Source organism: Pseudomonas sp. NPDC089395, assembly GCF_044749525.1.
GTDB lineage: Bacteria > Pseudomonadota > Gammaproteobacteria > Pseudomonadales > Pseudomonadaceae > Aquipseudomonas.
The window spans coordinates 363074-380670 of sequence record NZ_JBIVID010000002.1; the positions used below are offsets into that span (position 1 = coordinate 363074).

The 17597-nt window shown below is 60.2% G+C and carries 16 protein-coding genes and 1 pseudogene; 11 read left to right on the forward strand and 6 right to left on the reverse strand.

Annotated features, from left to right (window positions below; translation table 11 throughout):
• Positions 1–17 precede the first annotated feature (17 nt).
• From ACIPZG_RS06675 to ACIPZG_RS06715, 9 genes are all read left to right on the forward strand, one after another.
• Positions 18–1244: a Zn-dependent hydrolase gene (locus ACIPZG_RS06675; protein ID WP_400711355.1), complete on the forward strand. Its 1227-nt coding sequence runs from the start codon at positions 18–20 to the stop codon at positions 1242–1244.
• A gap of 136 nt (positions 1245–1380) precedes the next feature.
• Positions 1381–2706: an MFS transporter gene (locus tag ACIPZG_RS06680; protein WP_400639412.1), complete on the forward strand. Its 1326-nt coding sequence runs from the start codon at positions 1381–1383 to the stop codon at positions 2704–2706.
• Between the two features lie 70 nt (positions 2707–2776).
• Positions 2777–4084, forward strand: a complete 1308-nt coding sequence (locus ACIPZG_RS06685; RefSeq protein ID WP_400711358.1) for an OprD family porin — start codon at positions 2777–2779, stop codon at positions 4082–4084.
• 57 nt (positions 4085–4141) lie between these two features.
• Positions 4142–4531, forward strand: a complete 390-nt coding sequence (locus ACIPZG_RS06690) for a RidA family protein (RefSeq protein ID WP_400711361.1) — start codon at positions 4142–4144, stop codon at positions 4529–4531.
• Positions 4528–5154, forward strand: a complete 627-nt coding sequence (locus tag ACIPZG_RS06695) for an RraA family protein (RefSeq protein ID WP_400711364.1) — start codon at positions 4528–4530, stop codon at positions 5152–5154. Before ACIPZG_RS06690 ends, ACIPZG_RS06695 begins: the two co-directional genes overlap by 4 nt.
• A 202-nt stretch (positions 5155–5356) precedes the next feature.
• A complete protein-coding gene (locus ACIPZG_RS06700; RefSeq protein WP_400711367.1) occupies positions 5357–5689 on the forward strand; it encodes a hypothetical protein in 333 nt (110 codons plus the stop codon).
• A 117-nt stretch (positions 5690–5806) separates the two neighbouring features.
• On the forward strand, positions 5807–5995 hold the full coding sequence (locus ACIPZG_RS06705; protein WP_400711370.1) for a hypothetical protein: 189 nt from the start codon (positions 5807–5809) through the stop codon (positions 5993–5995).
• Between the two features lie 77 nt (positions 5996–6072).
• On the forward strand, positions 6073–6645 hold the full coding sequence (locus ACIPZG_RS06710) for a sugar O-acetyltransferase (RefSeq protein WP_400711373.1): 573 nt from the start codon (positions 6073–6075) through the stop codon (positions 6643–6645).
• 74 nt (positions 6646–6719) lie between these two features.
• Positions 6720–7586 (forward strand): patatin-like phospholipase family protein, encoded by an 867-nt coding sequence (locus ACIPZG_RS06715; RefSeq protein WP_400711375.1) that lies wholly within the window; start codon positions 6720–6722, stop codon positions 7584–7586.
• A 10-nt stretch (positions 7587–7596) separates the two neighbouring features.
• Here the strand turns inward: ACIPZG_RS06715 and ACIPZG_RS06720 are convergent, their stop codons facing one another.
• From ACIPZG_RS06720 to ACIPZG_RS06735, 4 genes are all read right to left on the reverse strand, one after another.
• The gene (locus ACIPZG_RS06720) at positions 7597–8208 is read right to left on the reverse strand and encodes a dTMP kinase (protein ID WP_400711378.1); all 612 of its coding nucleotides are present in this window, start codon (positions 8206–8208) and stop codon (positions 7597–7599) included.
• A gap of 91 nt (positions 8209–8299) precedes the next feature.
• Entirely contained in the window at positions 8300–9001 is a 702-nt protein-coding gene (locus tag ACIPZG_RS06725; RefSeq protein ID WP_400711381.1) for a DUF3053 domain-containing protein, read from the reverse strand.
• Positions 9002–9260: 259 nt separating this feature from the next.
• Positions 9261–10004 carry a zeta toxin family protein gene (locus tag ACIPZG_RS06730; protein ID WP_400711384.1) on the reverse strand — a complete coding sequence of 248 codons (744 nt, stop codon included), beginning with the start codon at positions 10002–10004 and terminating at the stop codon, positions 9261–9263.
• Positions 9991–10254 (reverse strand): hypothetical protein, encoded by a 264-nt coding sequence (locus tag ACIPZG_RS06735; protein ID WP_400711387.1) that lies wholly within the window; start codon positions 10252–10254, stop codon positions 9991–9993. Before ACIPZG_RS06735 ends, ACIPZG_RS06730 begins: the two co-directional genes overlap by 14 nt.
• A 393-nt stretch (positions 10255–10647) precedes the next feature.
• Here ACIPZG_RS06735 and acnB point away from each other — a divergent pair, with 393 nt between their 5' ends.
• Entirely contained in the window at positions 10648–13248 is a 2601-nt protein-coding gene (acnB, locus tag ACIPZG_RS06740) for a bifunctional aconitate hydratase 2/2-methylisocitrate dehydratase (protein ID WP_400711390.1), read from the forward strand.
• 59 nt (positions 13249–13307) lie between these two features.
• Here the strand turns inward: acnB and ACIPZG_RS06745 are convergent.
• Positions 13308–13527 (reverse strand): annotated as a pseudogene (locus ACIPZG_RS06745) (CorA family divalent cation transporter); the annotation flags it as partial.
• Between the two features lie 56 nt (positions 13528–13583).
• The gene (locus tag ACIPZG_RS06750; protein WP_400711393.1) at positions 13584–15077 is read right to left on the reverse strand and encodes a sensor histidine kinase; all 1494 of its coding nucleotides are present in this window, start codon (positions 15075–15077) and stop codon (positions 13584–13586) included.
• A 234-nt stretch (positions 15078–15311) separates the two neighbouring features.
• On the opposite strand from ACIPZG_RS06750, the gene ACIPZG_RS06755 reads away from it, so the two are divergent.
• The gene (locus ACIPZG_RS06755; RefSeq protein WP_400711396.1) at positions 15312–17567 is read left to right on the forward strand and encodes a S8 family serine peptidase; all 2256 of its coding nucleotides are present in this window, start codon (positions 15312–15314) and stop codon (positions 17565–17567) included.
• Positions 17568–17597 lie beyond the last annotated feature (30 nt).

Sequence of the window (17597 nt, forward strand, 5' to 3'; positions counted from 1 at the left end):
TACAGAGGATCAGCATGATGCATACCTGCAATGGCGCTCGACTGTGGAACAGCCTCATGGAGATGGCCAAGGTTGGCCCCACGGCCAACGGCGGAAACTGCCGCCTGGCGCTCTCGAATGAAGACCGCGAAGGGCGTGAGCTGTTCGCACGCTGGTGTCGGGACGCGGGCATGAGCCTACAGGTCGATGCCATCGGCAACCTGTTTGCGCGCCTGCCGGGCCGCAACGACGCCCTGCCCCCGGTCGTCATGGGCAGCCACCTGGATACGCAACCCAAGGGTGGCCGTTTCGACGGTATCTACGGCGTGCTCGCGGGCCTTGAGGTGGTGCGCAGCCTTCAAGACAAAGGCCTGACGCCCGAGCGGCCGCTGGAAATCGCCGTATGGACGAATGAAGAAGGCGCCCGCTTCACCCCAGCCATGCTCGGCTCGGCGGTGTTCACCGGTGAGCTGCCACTTGAACAGGCACTGGCCAGCCGCGATGCCGAAGGCATGAGTGTCGCTGAAGCGCTGGCGCAGACTGGCTACGCCGGCGACCTACCGCTGGGCCGTGAGTTCGACGCCTACTTCGAAGCGCACATCGAGCAAGGCCCCATCCTTGAGGATGCCGGCTTGCCGATCGGCCTGGTGACTGGCGGCCAGGCCATCTGCTGGCTGGACATCGAGGTGAGCGGCCAAGCTGCCCATGCCGGCACCACACCCATGCCCCTGCGCCATGACGCACTGTTCGGCGTCGGCGAAATGATCACGGCGCTTGAGCAACTGGCACGTGACTTCACGCCCAAGGGCCTGGTGACGGTCGGTCAACTGCAGATCGCCCGCTCCTCTCGAAACACCATTCCCGGGCACGTGGCATTCACCCTCGACCTGCGCCACCACGAGGATGCTGACATCGCCGACATGGAAGCCAGCGCCCGTGCCCTGATCGATCAGATCGCCACGAAGCGCGAGCTGAATGTCCAGATCGACCGCCACTGGCTCAGCCCGGCCACGCCCTTCGACCCGGCGTGCATCGCCAGCGTGCGCGCGGCCATCGAAGGCCTTGGCTATCCATACCAGCCCATCGTCAGTGGCGCCGGCCATGACGCGATCCACCTGGCCCGCCATTGCCCCACCACCATGGTGTTCATCCCCTGCGTTGGCGGCCTGAGTCATAACGAGGCCGAGGACGCCTTGCCCGAAGACGTGACCATGGGCTGCGACGTGTTGCTCAACGCCGTGCTCGCCCGCGCCGACCGAAGCTGATTCACGCATGACACCCAGGCGCCCGGACAGCTTGAAGCCGGGCCCTCAGGGAAGCTTTGCCCAAAAAACAAGAAAGCCGCGCTCCACCTTCAGCTGCCAATAACAAACAGAACCCATCTTTCGGGAGAAAAAGGCAATGACCAGTCCTGCGTACACCGAGGTTGCCGGCGTGCAACCAGAACGCACCGCCGACATGAGAAAAGTCGCGGTCGCCAGCGTGATCGGCACCACCGTCGAGTGGTATGACCTGTTCCTCTTCGCCACGGCTTCGGCCCTGGTGTTCAACAAGATCTTCTTCCCCGGGTTTGACCCGTTGGTCGGTACATTACTGGCTTTTGGCACCTTCGCCTCGGCTTATGGTGCACGGTTGATCGGCGCCGCGCTGTTCGGCCATTTCGGTGACCGCCTGGGACGCAAGTCGATGCTGCTGATCTCGCTGCTGACCATGGGCGCGGCCACCTTCGCCATCGGCCTGTTACCCAGCTATGAGTCGGTGGGCATCTGGGCCCCCATCATGCTGCTGACCTTGCGCATCATCCAGGGCCTCGCCCTGGGTGGCGAATGGGGTGGCGCCGTGCTGATGGCCGTGGAGCATGCGCCCAAGCACCAACGCGGCCTGTACGGCTCGTGGGTGCAGATCGGCGTGCCGGCAGGCACGATGCTGGCCAACCTGGTGTTCCTGCTGTTCGCCACCACCTTGACCAGCGAGCAACTGCTGGATTGGGGCTGGCGGGTGCCGTTCCTGCTCAGCGTCCTGTTGATCGCGCTGGGCCTCTACATCCGCCTCAACATCCATGAAACACCGTCGTTCAAAGCCGTGGAGAACAAGGGGGCGCAGGTCAAGGTGCCGCTCCTGGAGGTGTTCCGCAAATACTGGAAGCAGGTGATCCTCGGGGGTGTCGCGGCCATGTCGACGGGCACTTCGTACAACCTGATCGTCGCCTTTGGCCTGACCTATGGCACCCAGACCCTGGGCTTCTCCCGTGGCGAAATGCTCAGCGTGGTGCTGGTTGCCTGCGCCGCCTGTATCGTCATGCTGCCCGTTTTCGGCGCACTGTCCGACCGGTTCGGTCGCAAGCCGATCATCATCGGCGGGATCATCGCCGAGGCCCTCGTGGCGTTCCCGATGTTCTGGCTCATGGACACCAAGGAACTGGGACTGGTGTTCGCCGGCTATTTGCTGATGATGACCGCCTTCGCAGCCAACTACGGCCCCATCGCCACGTTCCTCGCCGAACTGTTCGGTACCCGGGTGCGTTATTCCGGGCTGTCGATCAGTTACATGCTTTGCGGCTTGCTGGGCAGCGCCGCGACCCCGTTGGTGACCACTGCACTGCTGTCGCTCACCGGCAAGGGCTCCTCGATCGCCTGGTACATGGTCGCATCGGCAATCGTCTCGCTGATCGCCCTCCTGCTGCTCACCGAAACCTTCAAACGGGACATCGACCACGCACGGCAGTAAGCCGTGGCTTGCCCCTGAGTCGCCCGCCAGTCGAGCGGGCCCTTCCTGACACCGTTTGCAGAGTTTCAAGATGAACAAATACCTGATCAGCGCAGGCGCCTTGGCCTTGGCGCCGTTTGCCCAGGCTGACGTGCTGGGTGATAGCCACGCCACCCTCGGGTTGCGCAACTTCTACTTCAACAACGATTTCCGCGACCAGGCCGGCAGCCTGGGTCAGAGCAAGACCGAAGAGTGGGCACAGGCCTTTGTCCTCGATTTCAGGTCTGGCTTTACCGATGGACCGGTAGGGATGGGCCTGGATGCCCTGGGCATGCTGGGCGTGACGCTCGATAGCGGCGATGGGCGCCATCGCGGCAGCAACATGATCCCCGACGAGGGTGCCGGTGCCGCCAGCCAATGGAGCCGTCTTGGCGTGACGCCCAAGTTGAAGGTGGCGAACACTGAACTGCGCTACGGCACCCTGCTCCCCAAGCTGCCGGTACTGACCTACAACGATGGTCGCCTGTTGCCGCAGACCTTCGAAGGTGCGCAGATCACCTCCACTGACCTCGACGGTCTGACGTTGACTGGCGGTCGCCTCAACCGGGCCACGGGGCGCGGCTCCAGTGACCGTACCGGGCTGGCGGTGGCCGGTGGTAGCCGCGAGAGCGACCAGTTCCTGTTCGCCGGTGGCGACTACCAGTTGGGCAAACAGCTCACGGCGCAGTACTACTTCGCCAACCTGGAGGATTACTACAACCAGCATTTCGTTGGCTTCATCCACACGTTGCCGCTTTCTGCAGGTCAGTCACTGCGCACCGATCTGCGCTATTTCCGCACCGTCGCCGACGGCGCCAATGACTCTGCTGCCGGTCGTGCCAGTGGCTATCGGGTCGGCGGCTACACCGAGGACGGTGACGGCAAGATCGATAACCACACCTGGAGCGCCTCGCTCACCTACGCCGTGCAGGGCCATGCGTTGATGGCCGGCTACCAGCACGTGTCCAGCGCCAGCAACTTCGTGCAGCCAAACCAAGGCGCGCTCGAAGGCAAAGGCGCATCCGGCGCCAGTATCTACCTGCTCACCGACCGCATGCTCGCCAGCTTCAACCGCGCTGGCGAACGTACCGCGTTCGCCCAGTACAGCTACGACTTCGCCGCCGCCGGCTTACCGGGCCTGAAGCTTTCGTTGATGTACCTCAAGGGTGACGACATCCGCACCAGCAACGGCCATGAAGCCCGCGAATGGGAGCGCGACCTTGGCCTTGACTACGTCATCCAGGATGGCGCGTTCAAAGGCCTTGGCCTGGCCTGGCGCCAGGGCCTGCTGCACTCGCAGATCGACCCCAACCAGGAACAGAACCGACTCATCGTCAGCTATAGCCTGGCGCTTTTCTGACCTACGAACCCATGCCGCCGGTGCGCCGGCGGCATGAACCAGCCAACAGGAGACAACATGCAACGCATTCACAGCGCCCCAGGCACCATCAGCCCCGTGGGCCCCTATTCCCAAGCGGTGATCAGCGGCCATCTGGTGTTCACAGCCGGGCAGATTCCATCGCTCGGCAGCCTCGACGAGCAACCCGGAAGCTTCGAGGATCAAGTCCGGCAGACATTCGCCAACCTGGCCGCGATCCTGGAAACCGCAGGTTCCAGCTTGTCCCACATCGTCAAGGTCAATGCTTACCTGACTGATCCGGCTCAGTTGCTGCCTTTCAACCAGGTCTACCAGGAAATACTGGGGCATGCGCCACCTGCTCGCACCACTGTCTGTGTACAGCTCTGGGGCGTGAGCCTGGAGATCGACTGCGTCGCCGAACTGATCGACATGGAGCGTGCAAAATGACTAACGATGCATTGATCGCAAAGCTTCGTGAAGTGAGCTTCGCCACACTCGGCCATGTCCTGGAGCGCGGGTTCCTCAATCACGCCATCGGTGCCATGGTCCCAGGGGGTCGAATCGTCGGTCGTGCGGTAACCCTGTGCCTGGCGGAACCGGATGCGTGCGCGGTAAACCGCGCCCTGATCGCCCTGCAACCCGGCGATGTACTGGTGATCGACATGGCCGGTGATCATGCCCACGCGTGCATTGGTGCGGTGACTCAGTTTGCCGCTCGCTGTGCGGGTGCCGCCGGTATCGTTGTCGATGGTGTGGTAACCGATCTGAACGAGCTTCGTGCTTGCCAGTTGCCGGTATTTGCCCGCGGCACCACTCAACTGACCACCAAGCTGGTGGGTGGCGAGGAAAACGAGCTGAACGTTGCGGTGACTTGCGGTGGCGTTGTGGTACAGCCAGGCGACATTGTGCTGGCAGATGACAACGGCGTGCTGATTTTGCCCGCCGAGGAACTGGCCAAGGTAATCGACCGCGCGTTGGCCTCGGATCTCGCCGAACCTGAACTGCTGGCACGTCTGCGCGATGGGCAGCCGCTAAGTACTGTACTCGTGACACATCGGAGCGTTGAGTAGCGAAGATGTACTTGCACTAGCTCAGCCCGGTGTCCTTCTGGATTGCGCATCGGGTGAATGTGCCGTTAGCTCGGGCCTGCCTGTCGCAGGCAGGCCTTGAACCCAAAAAGAACATTTGTCCTCCAGCCATTATCTGACCATGACCCCAGAGGTGCGAGCAGGTAACATCCTCGATTTGACGCCCCAGGAACAAGATCCCCCTATGACCATCGATGATTGCGATCACGTACCCCCAGTCGCACTCACGGCTCGGGAAGTGTGCCAAGTCCTGCGAGAAGTCGTCTTCGGACGCCGGACAATGGCTAAGGTAGGCAACCAGAACTGGGGCGAGGTGTACGCCTGCCACTTTGATGTGGACATCGAAGGGTGGCGAGTCACGCTCTACAACGATTGCGATGAACTCGACTACTGTGAGCACTGTGTGAGTCCGGATGGGAAGCGCTGGGATTTCGATCCAGGTGATCGCACAGATCCGATTGCTCTGTTATCTACTTGGGAGCATCAATGCCTTGAGCGGATGCTGAAGGCCCTGTAGCGAATCTGTTCGGGACCTCACTGCGCGTCTTCGCTGCTTGGCAATGAATGCTTGCCCTGCGCGCTGCCTGGACTGTGTAAGCTACTCACCTTTTGTCGTGTACCGTTGGAAGACCTGATGAATAAATTGATCCTGCCTGTCGCCATCTTCGTAAGCGTGATCATCGCCGGGAAGGTATCCGAGCATTTCGGCCTGGAGGGCAACTGGAAAATCGGATTGCTCTGTCTGGTTGCTGCTGTCGTGCAAATAGCGGTTAACCGCTTTCAGCGCTCGCGACAGAAATCGGTGCTCGACTCGCGCAGTTGATGCGCAGGAGGCTCCGTGCGTAGGGTGGGCAACGCCCAAGCTTGGTTGAGGAACAGATGCCAGACCTTGAATCACAAATGACCCGGATCCGTTCCGGTCAGATGTACAACGACCTGACGCCCGAACTGGTTACGGCCAGGGAGCAGACGGTGCTACTGACCAATCAGTACAACAGCGCATTCTCCAGGCCCGCTAGCGAGCGTGAGGATATCCTCCGGCAGTTAGTGGGTAGCCTGGGTACTTCTGTACATTTTGAACCGACCTTTCGATGCGAGTTTGGCCGGCACATTCACATCGGCAACAACTTTTACGCCAACTTCGACTGCGTCATGCTCGATGGAGGCGGAATCACCATTGGTGATGACGTGCTACTGGGCCCGCGCGTCGGCATCTACACCTCCAACCATGCCATCGACCCCGCCGAACGCGCAGCGGGAGGTTGCTATGCCCGACCGGTGAGGATTGGCAATCGCGTCTGGGTGGGCGCAGGCGTGCACATCAACCCAGGCGTGACCATCGGTGAGGGATCGATCATCGGATCCGGCAGTGTCGTTACTTCGGATATACCAGCGCACGTCATCGCAGCCGGTGTGCCATGCAGGGTAATTCGAGCGATTACCGAAGCAGATAAGACGGGATACACGCCCTGAGCGTTGTTCGCCAGGAGTGACGCCACCCCGCCAGCTACACTCAGACGACACACGCCTGCACAGAGACAGTCGCCATGGCTACGCAAACCGCAATCGTGTTCGCTGGTGGCGGCAGCCTGGGAGCGGTGCAGGTAGGTATGTTGAGGGCCTTGGTCGAGGCCAATGTTCACTTCGACAGGGTGATTGGCGCTTCGGTAGGCGCTATCAACGGTGCCTATTTTGCCGCACGCCCCAACGCCCAGGGTGTCGAGACGTTGGCCGAATTCTGGCGAGGGCTGAGTCGAACTGACATCTTCCCCCTGTCTTGGCTCGATACCTGTAGAGGGCTGATAAACCGACGCGGATTTCTGCTGCAGCCGGCAGCGTTGCACCGATTGCTGGGTCAGGCACTGCCTATCCATCGCATCGAGGATGCAGAGCTGCCCTTGCACATCGTCACCACCAATCTGCTCAGTGGTGCCGAGACCGTTCTCTCCAGTGGCGAACTTGAGCAAGCGTTACTGGCCAGCGCTGCCATCCCGCTGGTGTTCCCTTGCGTACAGATCGGCGGCCAGTTTCTGGTGGATGGCGCGGTGGCCAGCAATACGCCCATTTCGACTGCTGTAGCACTAGGCGCCAGCAAGGTCGTGGTCATCCCCACCGGTGTCAGTTGCGCCCTGACACGGCCGCCGAGAGGGCTGGTTGCCCTGGCCCTGCACACCGTCAATTTGATGAGCATGCGTCAGCTGGTGAGTGACATCGAACACTTTTGCACGCACACCAGCCTGCACATCGTTCCGCCCTTGTGCCCTGTGGATGTCTCCGTGTTCAACTTTGAGCAGACCGAATCGCTGCTGGAGCGCGCCTATGAGCAGACGCTTCGATGGCTGGAGCACGGCGGGCTTGAACGAACCAAGGTACCGGGTGCCCTCACCATTCACTCTCATGCCCAAGAGCACTGAGTGAGGCACGTCAGCGCAGGACGCTATAGATCTCGGAGACAACCTGCATCGTTGCGTCCTCAATCGTTCCTTCATTTCGGCATAACACCCAGCCGTGTTCTGCAACCGCTCGTTCGAATGCCTCGGTACTGGCAACTTGTTCTTCCAGTTTGTACATCACGGTACTGCTTAGCCCACGCGTGCGTGCCGCTGCCCTCGCCCACGAAATCTCCGGGTCGGTGACAACCCCGACATGCAGGTCTGGCACGCGCACGTTTCGATCCATGTTCAGCTGCAGGATCTCTGCAAACGGGAGCAGCCGGCGAAATGCGGCATCAGAGGGGTACCAACGATCGATCAGGATGATGCTATCGGCTGGCTGTTTAGGCAGCACGTGCTGGGATATCCAGGTACGGCTATCAGCAAAACGCTCGCAAACCCCCAACTCCAGAGCCCGGCTGGGATGTCTGACGAGTTGATTGACCAGGGCCATGGTTTCACCCCTGAAGGGATCGCTCTTTTTCTCGCAAAGCCGGATCACTTTCTTGTTGTCCGCCCTCAGTACTGCCGTAACGGCTTCCAACAGCGTGGTCTTGCCGGTGCCCTTGGGCCCATCTAGCGAAATAAACAGCGGACGATTCATTCTTCAAATTACGATTGAGGGTTCAAAACCAGCACTTGCGCAGAAGCGGGCTTACCGAGGTACCGGACCGCCCGCTCCTGCTGGTGCGGCGTTAGTGCCCGAGCATGACTGTTTTCAGTCGCGCCTGAGCCTTCTGCACGGTCTGGGCCTGGGTGTTCAGGTCCGCCAGCATAGCATTGAGCTCAGCCTGAACCTTGGGATCCGACACCTTCACGATCGGCCCGTTGATTTCGATCTTGGCCTTGTTCGCGTCCACGTAGTCGGCGATTTTCAGGCTGCTGTCGAGGGTGCCATTGATTTGCGGCAGCACCTCCAGGAAGGTGTCGGCCGGTACGCTGACGGTGCGCTCAAAGGCCTTGTCGTAGACCACCTTGAGGTCTTCTGGCTGCTTGAGCTGGGCGTGAGCCGTGTCGGCCTTGGCCTTCTGCTCCTGCAGCTGGCTGCCCATGTCGTTCAGGCCGGTCTGCACCGCCTTGATGTCGTCACGGCGGGCGGTCACATCGTTCAGCGAGCGCACCGCGCCTTTTTGCATCAGGTTGCCCAACGGTTTGACAGCAGCATCCATCGCGCCGTTGAAGTGGGTGATGACCGCATAGTGATCGCTGTAGGGACCGAACGCCTGCGTCTCGTCCGTGGTCAGCTTGGGTACGTGTACACCTGGCTTGTCGACGATACGGGTCTGCAGGAATTCGCTGAAGGCAGCGCGTTGCTTGGGTTCATTGTCGCCACAGGCAGCGAGGGCGAGAGGCAGAGCGAGGGCGAGCAGCCACTTAGGGCGGAACGAGACGTTCATGTCGGTGAATCTCCTTGGGGGGAAAGTAAGCACCACCCGGCGCTGAGCGCGGTGTGGCGGGACAAGAATAGTGCTTTATGCCAATGGGTCCAACAATCTCCAGCATGCCGATGGCGGCTCGACTGCCTCAAACCCCTGCCCGCTCTCGCATGTGGCGCCAATGGAGAACATTTGTACTCCGCCCGCTTCAGTGGCCCGCTTAAATGTGACACGCATGAAAAAGGCCGCTCGTTAGCGGCCTTTCGACATGCTGCTACGGCTACTCGACGGTGCCGCTGATGACCTTGTCCACGTAGGCTTCCATAAACCAATCTGGCTGGTCCTCGGTTTTGTACTCAAGAGAGGTGCCGTCAGTAATCTCGGCCAACCAGACGGAGCTTTCCCCCGAGTTATCGAAGATATAGGCCCGGTTGGACGCTGCGACTGCCTCCGGCAACAGCTGAAGTGACCGATGGTAACGCTGGACGATCTTGTCGACCGGCACGTTATGACCGCCATCGTCCACGCGGTTGGCCACCCGGTTGATGTTGATCTCTGGTGTATCAGTGGCGACAAAGTAGAGGTAGGTTCGGTAGCTCAGTTTCTGGGCTCGGCGCATAAACGCGACCTTGTCCCCTGAAGACATCACCGTCTCAAACGTGAAGCTGACACGATTACCCAAGAGCTTGTGCCTGATGAAATCAGCGATTACTGAAGCGTGGTAAGAATTGAAGTCCAGGCGTCGAACATCGATATGCGAACCATCCAAGGAGAACAAGCCAGCCTGGTCTTGAAGGTGCTCTTTTAGGACCAGGGCATGATTGGCGAAGAACACCCGGATTTCGTCGGTAGTAGCCTGAACTTCAAACGGAGCAAGATCGATAACGCCATCAGCTTTCGCTGCCTTCTCGATTTCGTCCGCGTTCACATAGATGTTGATCAAGTTTGGCGGGACTTGGTCCTTGATGGTGCTCTTGCCGGAGCCATTTGGCCCCGCAAAAACGCGGAGTCTAGGCACTGGCACTGGCGCTTACCCGGCGAACCTGGATAGCAGGGCCAACACTCACCTTGCGACGGGGTTTGGCGTAGCCGACGACAGTCTCAGAGCCGTCGGCCTTGGATTCAACAAGGTTACTGCCCTGCACCTTCATGACGGTATGTCCAGCTGCGAGCGCTCGCACATACGCAGTGTGGGTCGCACCTGCAGCGACGGCTGGAATCTCGCCTTCAAGATGTCGAATCTCCTGTTCGGTGAGGCGCTTTTTACTCGGCATACCTTTCTCCTGAGAGCGAATAGACAGGGATAGGGTCATTCTAGCTACGTTGCGCGTTTTTCTGAAGCATCACGCCATTTGCACCGCCCGCTCACGTAGTGGATCCGCTGGTGTCCTCCGAGGCCAATGAGCGCCTCTGCGCCCAGACAAGTTCATCAATGTGTCAACAATCATGTTGCATTTAGCGACATTTACTTTTAGATTTCGCCACGCAGTGCGAATGTGTCAACAATAACGAATTCTAAAGGTTTTCAGGCGCAGGGTTTTCTCGGTGCTACCTCGGGTGGTCACCCTCGGAAACCGGAACCTTGCACCTGTTTTATCCAGGTAACGGCCCTCCGTTACCTCACCTCGCGTGCCCACAGCCAAGCGCGCTACCCGCAGGAGATTGCCGTGCTCCAAGCCTATGACCGTCACGTCCAAGAGCGCGCCGAGGAAGGCCTGCCGCCCCTCGCGCTGAACGCCGAACAAACCGCAGGCCTGGTCGAGCTGCTGAAAAACCCTCCAGTCGGCCAAGAAGCTTTCCTGGTAGACCTGATCACCAACCGCGTTCCACCAGGGGTGGACGAAGCTGCCTACGTCAAGGCCGCCTTCCTGTCCGCCATCGCCAAGGGCGAAGCCCAGTCGCCGCTGATCGACCGCCAGCACGCCACCGAACTGCTGGGCACCATGCAAGGCGGCTACAACATCGAGACGCTGGTCGCGCTGCTGGATGACGCCGAACTGGGCGCCGTCGCGGCCGAACAGCTCAAGCACACCCTGCTGATGTTCGACGCCTTCCACGATGTGGTTGAAAAAGCCAAGGCTGGCAACGCCCACGCCAAGGCCGTGCTGGACGCCTGGGCTGCCGGCGAGTGGTTCACCTCGCGCCCGGCCATCGCCGAGAAGTACACCCTGACCGTGTTCAAGGTGCCTGGCGAAACCAACACCGACGACCTGTCCCCTGCCCCGGACGCCTGGTCGCGCCCTGACATCCCGCTGCACGCCCTGGCCATGCTGAAAATGGCCCGCGACGGCATCGAGCCGCGCCAGCCTGGGTCGGTTGGCCCGCTGGCCCAGATCGAAGCAGTCAAGGCCAAAGGCTTCCCGGTCGCCTACGTCGGTGACGTGGTCGGTACCGGTTCCTCGCGCAAATCCGCCACCAACTCGGTGCTGTGGTTCTTCGGCGACGACATCCCCTACGTGCCGAACAAGCGCGCCGGTGGCTTCTGCTTCGGCAACAAGATCGCCCCGATCTTCTACAACACCATGGAAGACGCCGGCGCCCTGCCGATCGAGTTCGACGTCTCGAACCTGAACATGGGTGACGTGATCGACGTCTACCCCCATGCCGGTAAAGTCTGCAAGCACGGCACCGACGACGTCATCGCCACCTTCGAGCTGAAGACGCCGGTGCTGCTGGACGAAGTTCGCGCGGGCGGTCGTATTCCGCTGATCATCGGCCGTGGGCTGACCGGCAAGGCTCGCGCCGAACTGGGGCTGCCACCTTCGGACCTGTTCCAGCAACCTGAAGCACCGGTGCAAAACACCAAGGGCTTCACCCTCGCGCAGAAAATGGTCGGCAAGGCTTGCGGCGTGACCGGTATCCGTCCGGGCACCTACTGCGAACCGAAGATGACCACCGTGGGGTCCCAGGACACCACCGGCCCGATGACCCGCGACGAACTCAAAGACCTGGCGTGCCTGGGCTTCTCTGCCGAGCTGGTGATGCAGTCGTTCTGCCACACCGCGGCCTATCCAAAGCCTGTGGATGTGAAAACCCATCACACCCTGCCAGACTTCATGCGTAACCGCGGTGGCGTGTCATTGAACGTTGGCGACGGCATCATCCACAGCTGGCTGAACCGCATGCTGCTGCCAGACACCGTGGGTACCGGTGGCGACTCGCACACCCGCTTCCCGATCGGTATCTCGTTCCCGGCAGGTTCCGGCCTGGTGGCCTTCGCCGCCGCCACCGGCGTCATGCCGCTGGACATGCCTGAGTCAGTCCTGGTGCGTTTCAAGGGCAAGCTGCAGCCAGGCATCACCCTGCGTGACCTGGTCCATGCCATTCCTTACTACGCCATCCAGCAAGGCCTGCTGACCGTCGAGAAGAAAGGCAAGATCAACGCCTTCTCCGGCCGCATCCTGGAAATCGAAGGTCTGGACGACCTGACTGTCGAGCAAGCCTTCGAACTGTCCGACGCCTCGGCCGAACGCTCCGCCGCCGGCTGCACCATCAAGCTGCCAGAGAAAGCCATCGCCGAGTACCTGCGTTCGAACATCACCCTGCTGCGCTGGATGATCGGTGAAGGCTATGGCGATGCCCGCACCCTGGAGCGCCGCGCCCAGGCCATGGAAGCCTGGCTGGCCAAGCCTGAGCTGCTGTCGGCCGACGTCGATGCCGAATACGCCGAAATCATCGAAATCGACCTGGCCGAGATCAAGGAGCCTGTGCTCTGCGCGCCGAACGACCCGGATGACGCCCGTTTGCTGTCGACCGTTCAGGGTCAGGCCATCGACGAAGTGTTCATCGGTTCGTGCATGACCAACATTGGCCACTTCCGCGCAGCCGGCAAGCTGCTGGACAAGGTCGAAGGCGGTATTCCGACCCGTCTGTGGCTGGCTCCGCCCACCAAGATGGACGCCCACCAGCTGACCGAAGAAGGCTACTACGGCATCTTCGACAAAGCCGGTGCGCGCATGGAAATGCCAGGCTGCTCGCTGTGCATGGGTAACCAGGCACGCGTGCAGACCGGTTCGACGGTGGTCTCCACCTCGACCCGCAACTTCCCGAACCGCCTGGGCGACGCTACCAACGTGTACCTGGCATCGGCGGAGCTTGCCGCTGTCGCTTCGATCATCGGCAAGTTGCCGACCGTCGAAGCGTACATGGCGTTCGCGAACGACATCGACAGCATGTCGGCCGACGTCTACCGCTACCTGAGCTTCGACCAGATCGCCGAGTACCGTGAAGTGGCGGCAAGCGCGAACATCCCGGTCGTTCAAGCCTGAGTCGTACCACTGGCGCCCGTTGCGTGTAGAAACGCAACGGGCGCCAGCCCCCCTGCGAATCAGTACTCCGAACGCTTGCGAAACGCCCAGCGCCCCACCAGCAAGGTGAAGGTCGCGACCAGGGCGACCAGAACCCAGAAGCCGTGAGGGTCATCGGCCAAGGGGATACCGCCTACGTTCATGCCGAAAAAGCCCGCAATAATGTTGATAGGCAACGCCAGGACGGTAACGACAGTGAGGGTGAACAGCGTGCCGGTTGGTCTGTTCATTGAGCCGAGCCCGTAAGTCTTGATTTCAGGCAGTGGCTATTGGAAACAGCCGGACGTGAATAAGGCTCAACCTGTTCGCCTGTTGAACGGTTGGATTTCAACACGAAACCGCAGACTGGCCCTGGTCCCCTTGGGCGACAGGTTCTGCAGCGTTGCATGCCCGCCAAAATGCTCCATGACCTGCCTGACCATTACCAGGCCGATCCCCAGCCCGCCCTGCTTGGTCGAATAGAAAGACTTGAATGCCGCCATCTGCTGCTGGCGCGTCAACCCTGGGCCTGAATCGTCAATGAACAGCAACACATCAGGGCCGTTGCGCTGCAACGTCAAGTGCAACGTGCCGCCGCCGGGCATGGCCTCGATGGCGTTGGCCAGCACACTATTGAGGACCTGGCCAAGCAGCAACCGGTGGCTGGTGACCGCAACCGGTCCGTCGATATCCAGCACCGTCTGTATGCGCAATTGATCGAGTCGGGGCCAGAACACGCTCAAGGCCTCATGGATGCTGGTCACCAGGTCAACCGACTCCGCCTCGCCTTTCAACGGACGCAAGCACTGCAGCAGTTCGCCAACCCAGTCCGCCATCCGGTCGACCTGAGCAATGATGTCGTTGATGTTTCGAACCGCAGGCTGGCCGGGCGTGGCCTGGGCCAGTTCAGCGCTGCTGCGGATACTGGCCAATGGATTGCGCAGGCTGTGGGCGACAGCCGTGGACATCTCCACCAGGCCGCCATACGTCTTGTTGGCTACCAGCTGGTCCTGTTGCTGAGCCAAAAGCCGCGACGCGCGCAAGACGATCCAGAACAGCCCTAGATAAATGATCAGCCCCCCGATTGCCGTGGCGATCCAGATGAGCCCGCGCCCCCGCTCCAGGCGCTCGATCAGGTCGACTGGCTCCTTGTAGATTTCCACCATGGCCAGGACCTTGCCCTGGTCGTCCAGCAGCGGAATGTAGTTTTCCACGAAGAACATCTTTGCCGGTCGGGTAAATTGCTGTTCGGTGCGTTCAGGGTCGACTTCATCGTACCGGGCGCTGACACGCCCGCCCGAACTGAAGGCGGCCTCCAGTGGACCATCCTCTTTCACCTTGCGCCCTATCAACTGGGGGTTGGTTGACCAGATGACCTCGCGATTGGCAGAAAAGATGCTCGCCAACAACAGATCCGGCAGGTTGGCCAAATGGTCGAGAAACTCCGTGCGCGCCCGCTGGCGATTGGCCAGGGTTTGCGCATCGAGCATGCCATAGCGTTCAGCGGAGAGCACATCGCCCATTTTCATCCCCGTCAGATCATGGTGACGGATTTCGCCAACGGCGATCGACTGAATGAACTGCGCTGAAAGTAACGCATCGCGCTCCAGGCTTTCGTTGACCAGAAAACGCGTCGAGAACCAGGCCAAACCAATGGCCACACCGCTGATGATCGCGAAGCTGGTCAACGAGAATCGCCACATGAGGTGGAAAGGTTCGGCGATTTCCGTGAGTTGGGTCTTCGCTTTGTCAGCGAGCCTCCATGCTGAAAATGATCTCATCGCGCCTCCGGGTGTGCGGGCCTTGCTCAACTGCACGCCTAAACCAGGTGGGAGTAATCCCCCACTACTGGGTAAACACTGCAAGTGATGGAACGTGCTGTGAAACACCGCAGCCCTTGCCAGGCTGGGTTGCGCCTGCTGGACAGCGCAAGCCGCTACTTTGGCTGGAGCAAATAAAGTGCCAAGCATTAATTGCAAGTTTCCTGGCCTACTACTATGAGGTAGGCCTGCGCCGGCTGCTCTTACCTATCAAGGAGTCTTGCAATGTCAATCCTCAAAGTCTTCGCGGACAAATCCGATATTCCTTCAATTGAAGCACGCGCGCAGATTATTGATCGTTACGACGCATTCGTGGTGGTCCAGGCGGGTAACAAAGTGGCCACAGCACTGGCACAGGCGTTTCCGGTAGAAGACATCACCCAGGAATACGACCTGCAAATCGGCAAGCGCACGATCAACACGCTGAGCCGCGGTGGCGTCGACCCGAATGTTTCCCATGTGGATGAGCAACCCCACCACTATGTAGTGCAGTTCGTAGCCCCTATCAAACGCACCTGGTTGAACCAACTGCGAAAACTTGGCGTGAATGTTTGTGAGCCCTATGGCGCTTTTGGCTATGTCATCCGGGCAACGGGCGAACAACTCACGAAGATTGCCAACCTGCCCTTCGTACAATGGGTAGGACATTTACCGCACGATGCACGGCTTGCGCCTGAACTCGTGGGAAATAGAGACAATCGTGACACCCTGCCGAGGCGTTGCGAGGTCCCCGACAATTTTTCGGTAGAGCTATTCAAGGGGGCCGATGTGCAGAAGGTTTCACAGGAGGCCAGTCGAATCGGGTTCAAGACCGTTTCAAAAAACGCCCGTGCCCGCGTTTTGATCGTGGCATCCACTCAACCCGCGAACGTCATCCCTGAACAACTTCGCCAACTTTCTGCAGTCCACGGCGTGCGCTACATCCGGCAACGGGTCATACCCCGTACAAGCAATAATGTGGCTACCGTCATCATGGGCAATGGCAATCCGACCAGTATGTCGACAAAGCTCGGCCTGACAGGCGATGGAGAAATCATTGCCGTCTGCGATACCGGTCTCGACACAGGCGATCCAGTAACCATTCATCCTGATTTCGCCGGGAGGATCGTCGCGATCAAGAGCTACCCGATCGCCACGGCCTGGCTTGACCATGTGACCAATGGTGGCGCGGATGACGGTGCTGCCGATGTCAACTCAGGGCATGGCACGCATGTCAGCGGCTCGGTGCTCGGCAATGGCAGCGCATCGAACGGTGGACCGGAACGCATCCATGGCCTGGCCCATAAGGCAACGCTGGTCTTTCAAGCCATCGAACAGGAAATGAAGTGGAAGCCGCAGACCCATCCGAATCTGGCACAACACCGATTCCTGCTTGCCGGCCTGCCAGACAATCTCGGACCCTTGTTCCAGTTCGCTTACGATAAGGGCGCGCGCATCCACTCCAACTCCTGGGGGGGCGGGGATGCTGGGGAATACGACGAGCAATGCCGGCAATTTGATGAATATGTTTGGAAGCACCGGGACTTTTGCTTCCTCATCGCCGCAGGAAATGATGGGACAGACAAGGATGGAGACGGCAAGATCAATCTAACCAGCATCACTTCCCCGGGAACGGCCAAGAATTGCATCACCGTGGGGGCAAGTGAAAACCAACGTCCGCAGTTCAAGTCGCAAACCTATGGCAAATGGTGGAATGAGGACTACCCGGTGGCCCCGTTCCACAGCAACCCGATGGCTGACAAACCGGATCAGGTTGCGGCATTCAGCAGTCGCGGCCCCACCCGCGACAACCGCATCAAGCCCGATGTGGTCGCCCCAGGCACTTTCATCCTCTCCACGCGCTCGACACAGATAGCCCCGAACAACTTCGCCTGGTCCCCCTACCCGGTCAATCACAAATACTTCTATATGGGTGGGACAAGCATGGCCACACCTCTCACGGCCGGGGCTGTGGCCTTGCTGCGAGAGTATTTGCGTACGCAAAGGCAGTTAGCCAATCCGAGTGCAGCACTTATCAAGGCACTGCTGATCGCCGGAGCGCAGCGCTTGCCTGGGACGGCTCCCAAAGGCGTCTTGCTCGACCCCCATCAGGGCTTCGGGCGTGTGAATCTTGACCGGTCACTCTCACACCCAATCCTGACAATCGATGGCCCGGCACTCGTCACCGGGAAAAAATGGAGTGTCACGCAAGCGATTACAGACACCGCTCGGCCCCTGCGAATAGTGCTCGCGTACACGGACTATCCGGGAGAAAAGCTTGTAAACAACCTGAATCTCATCGTTCGCACACCGTCCGGGAAGCGATTGACTGGCAACCCGCCAGGCGGCGCAAAAGCCAACGTTCTCAAACTCGACAGCACCAACAATGTCGAATTGATCCAGGTCGACAAACCCGTAGCTGGCGACTGGACAATCGAGGTTGTCGCCTCGAATGTTTCGGCGGGTCCGCAGGACTTCGCCTTGACGGCCGTGCACGTGTAATAGGCGGGAGAGCCCCCGGTGTAATCCGGG

Coding starts and splice junctions, on each gene's coding strand:
- ACIPZG_RS06690 (WP_400711361.1), top strand. CDS start 4,142: ATGCAACGCATTCACAGCGCCCCAGGCACCATCAGCCCCGTGGGCCCC.
- ACIPZG_RS06720 (WP_400711378.1), bottom strand. CDS start 8,208: ATGAATCGTCCGCTGTTTATTTCGCTAGATGGGCCCAAGGGCACCGGC.
- ACIPZG_RS06700 (WP_400711367.1), top strand. CDS start 5,357: ATGACCATCGATGATTGCGATCACGTACCCCCAGTCGCACTCACGGCT.
- ACIPZG_RS06735 (WP_400711387.1), bottom strand. CDS start 10,254: ATGCCGAGTAAAAAGCGCCTCACCGAACAGGAGATTCGACATCTTGAA.
- ACIPZG_RS06675 (WP_400711355.1), top strand. CDS start 18: ATGCATACCTGCAATGGCGCTCGACTGTGGAACAGCCTCATGGAGATG.
- ACIPZG_RS06755 (WP_400711396.1), top strand. CDS start 15,312: ATGTCAATCCTCAAAGTCTTCGCGGACAAATCCGATATTCCTTCAATT.
- ACIPZG_RS06725 (WP_400711381.1), bottom strand. CDS start 9,001: ATGAACGTCTCGTTCCGCCCTAAGTGGCTGCTCGCCCTCGCTCTGCCT.
- ACIPZG_RS06680 (WP_400639412.1), top strand. CDS start 1,381: ATGACCAGTCCTGCGTACACCGAGGTTGCCGGCGTGCAACCAGAACGC.
- ACIPZG_RS06710 (WP_400711373.1), top strand. CDS start 6,073: ATGACCCGGATCCGTTCCGGTCAGATGTACAACGACCTGACGCCCGAA.
- ACIPZG_RS06705 (WP_400711370.1), top strand. CDS start 5,807: ATGAATAAATTGATCCTGCCTGTCGCCATCTTCGTAAGCGTGATCATC.
- ACIPZG_RS06695 (WP_400711364.1), top strand. CDS start 4,528: ATGACTAACGATGCATTGATCGCAAAGCTTCGTGAAGTGAGCTTCGCC.
- ACIPZG_RS06715 (WP_400711375.1), top strand. CDS start 6,720: ATGGCTACGCAAACCGCAATCGTGTTCGCTGGTGGCGGCAGCCTGGGA.
- ACIPZG_RS06685 (WP_400711358.1), top strand. CDS start 2,777: ATGAACAAATACCTGATCAGCGCAGGCGCCTTGGCCTTGGCGCCGTTT.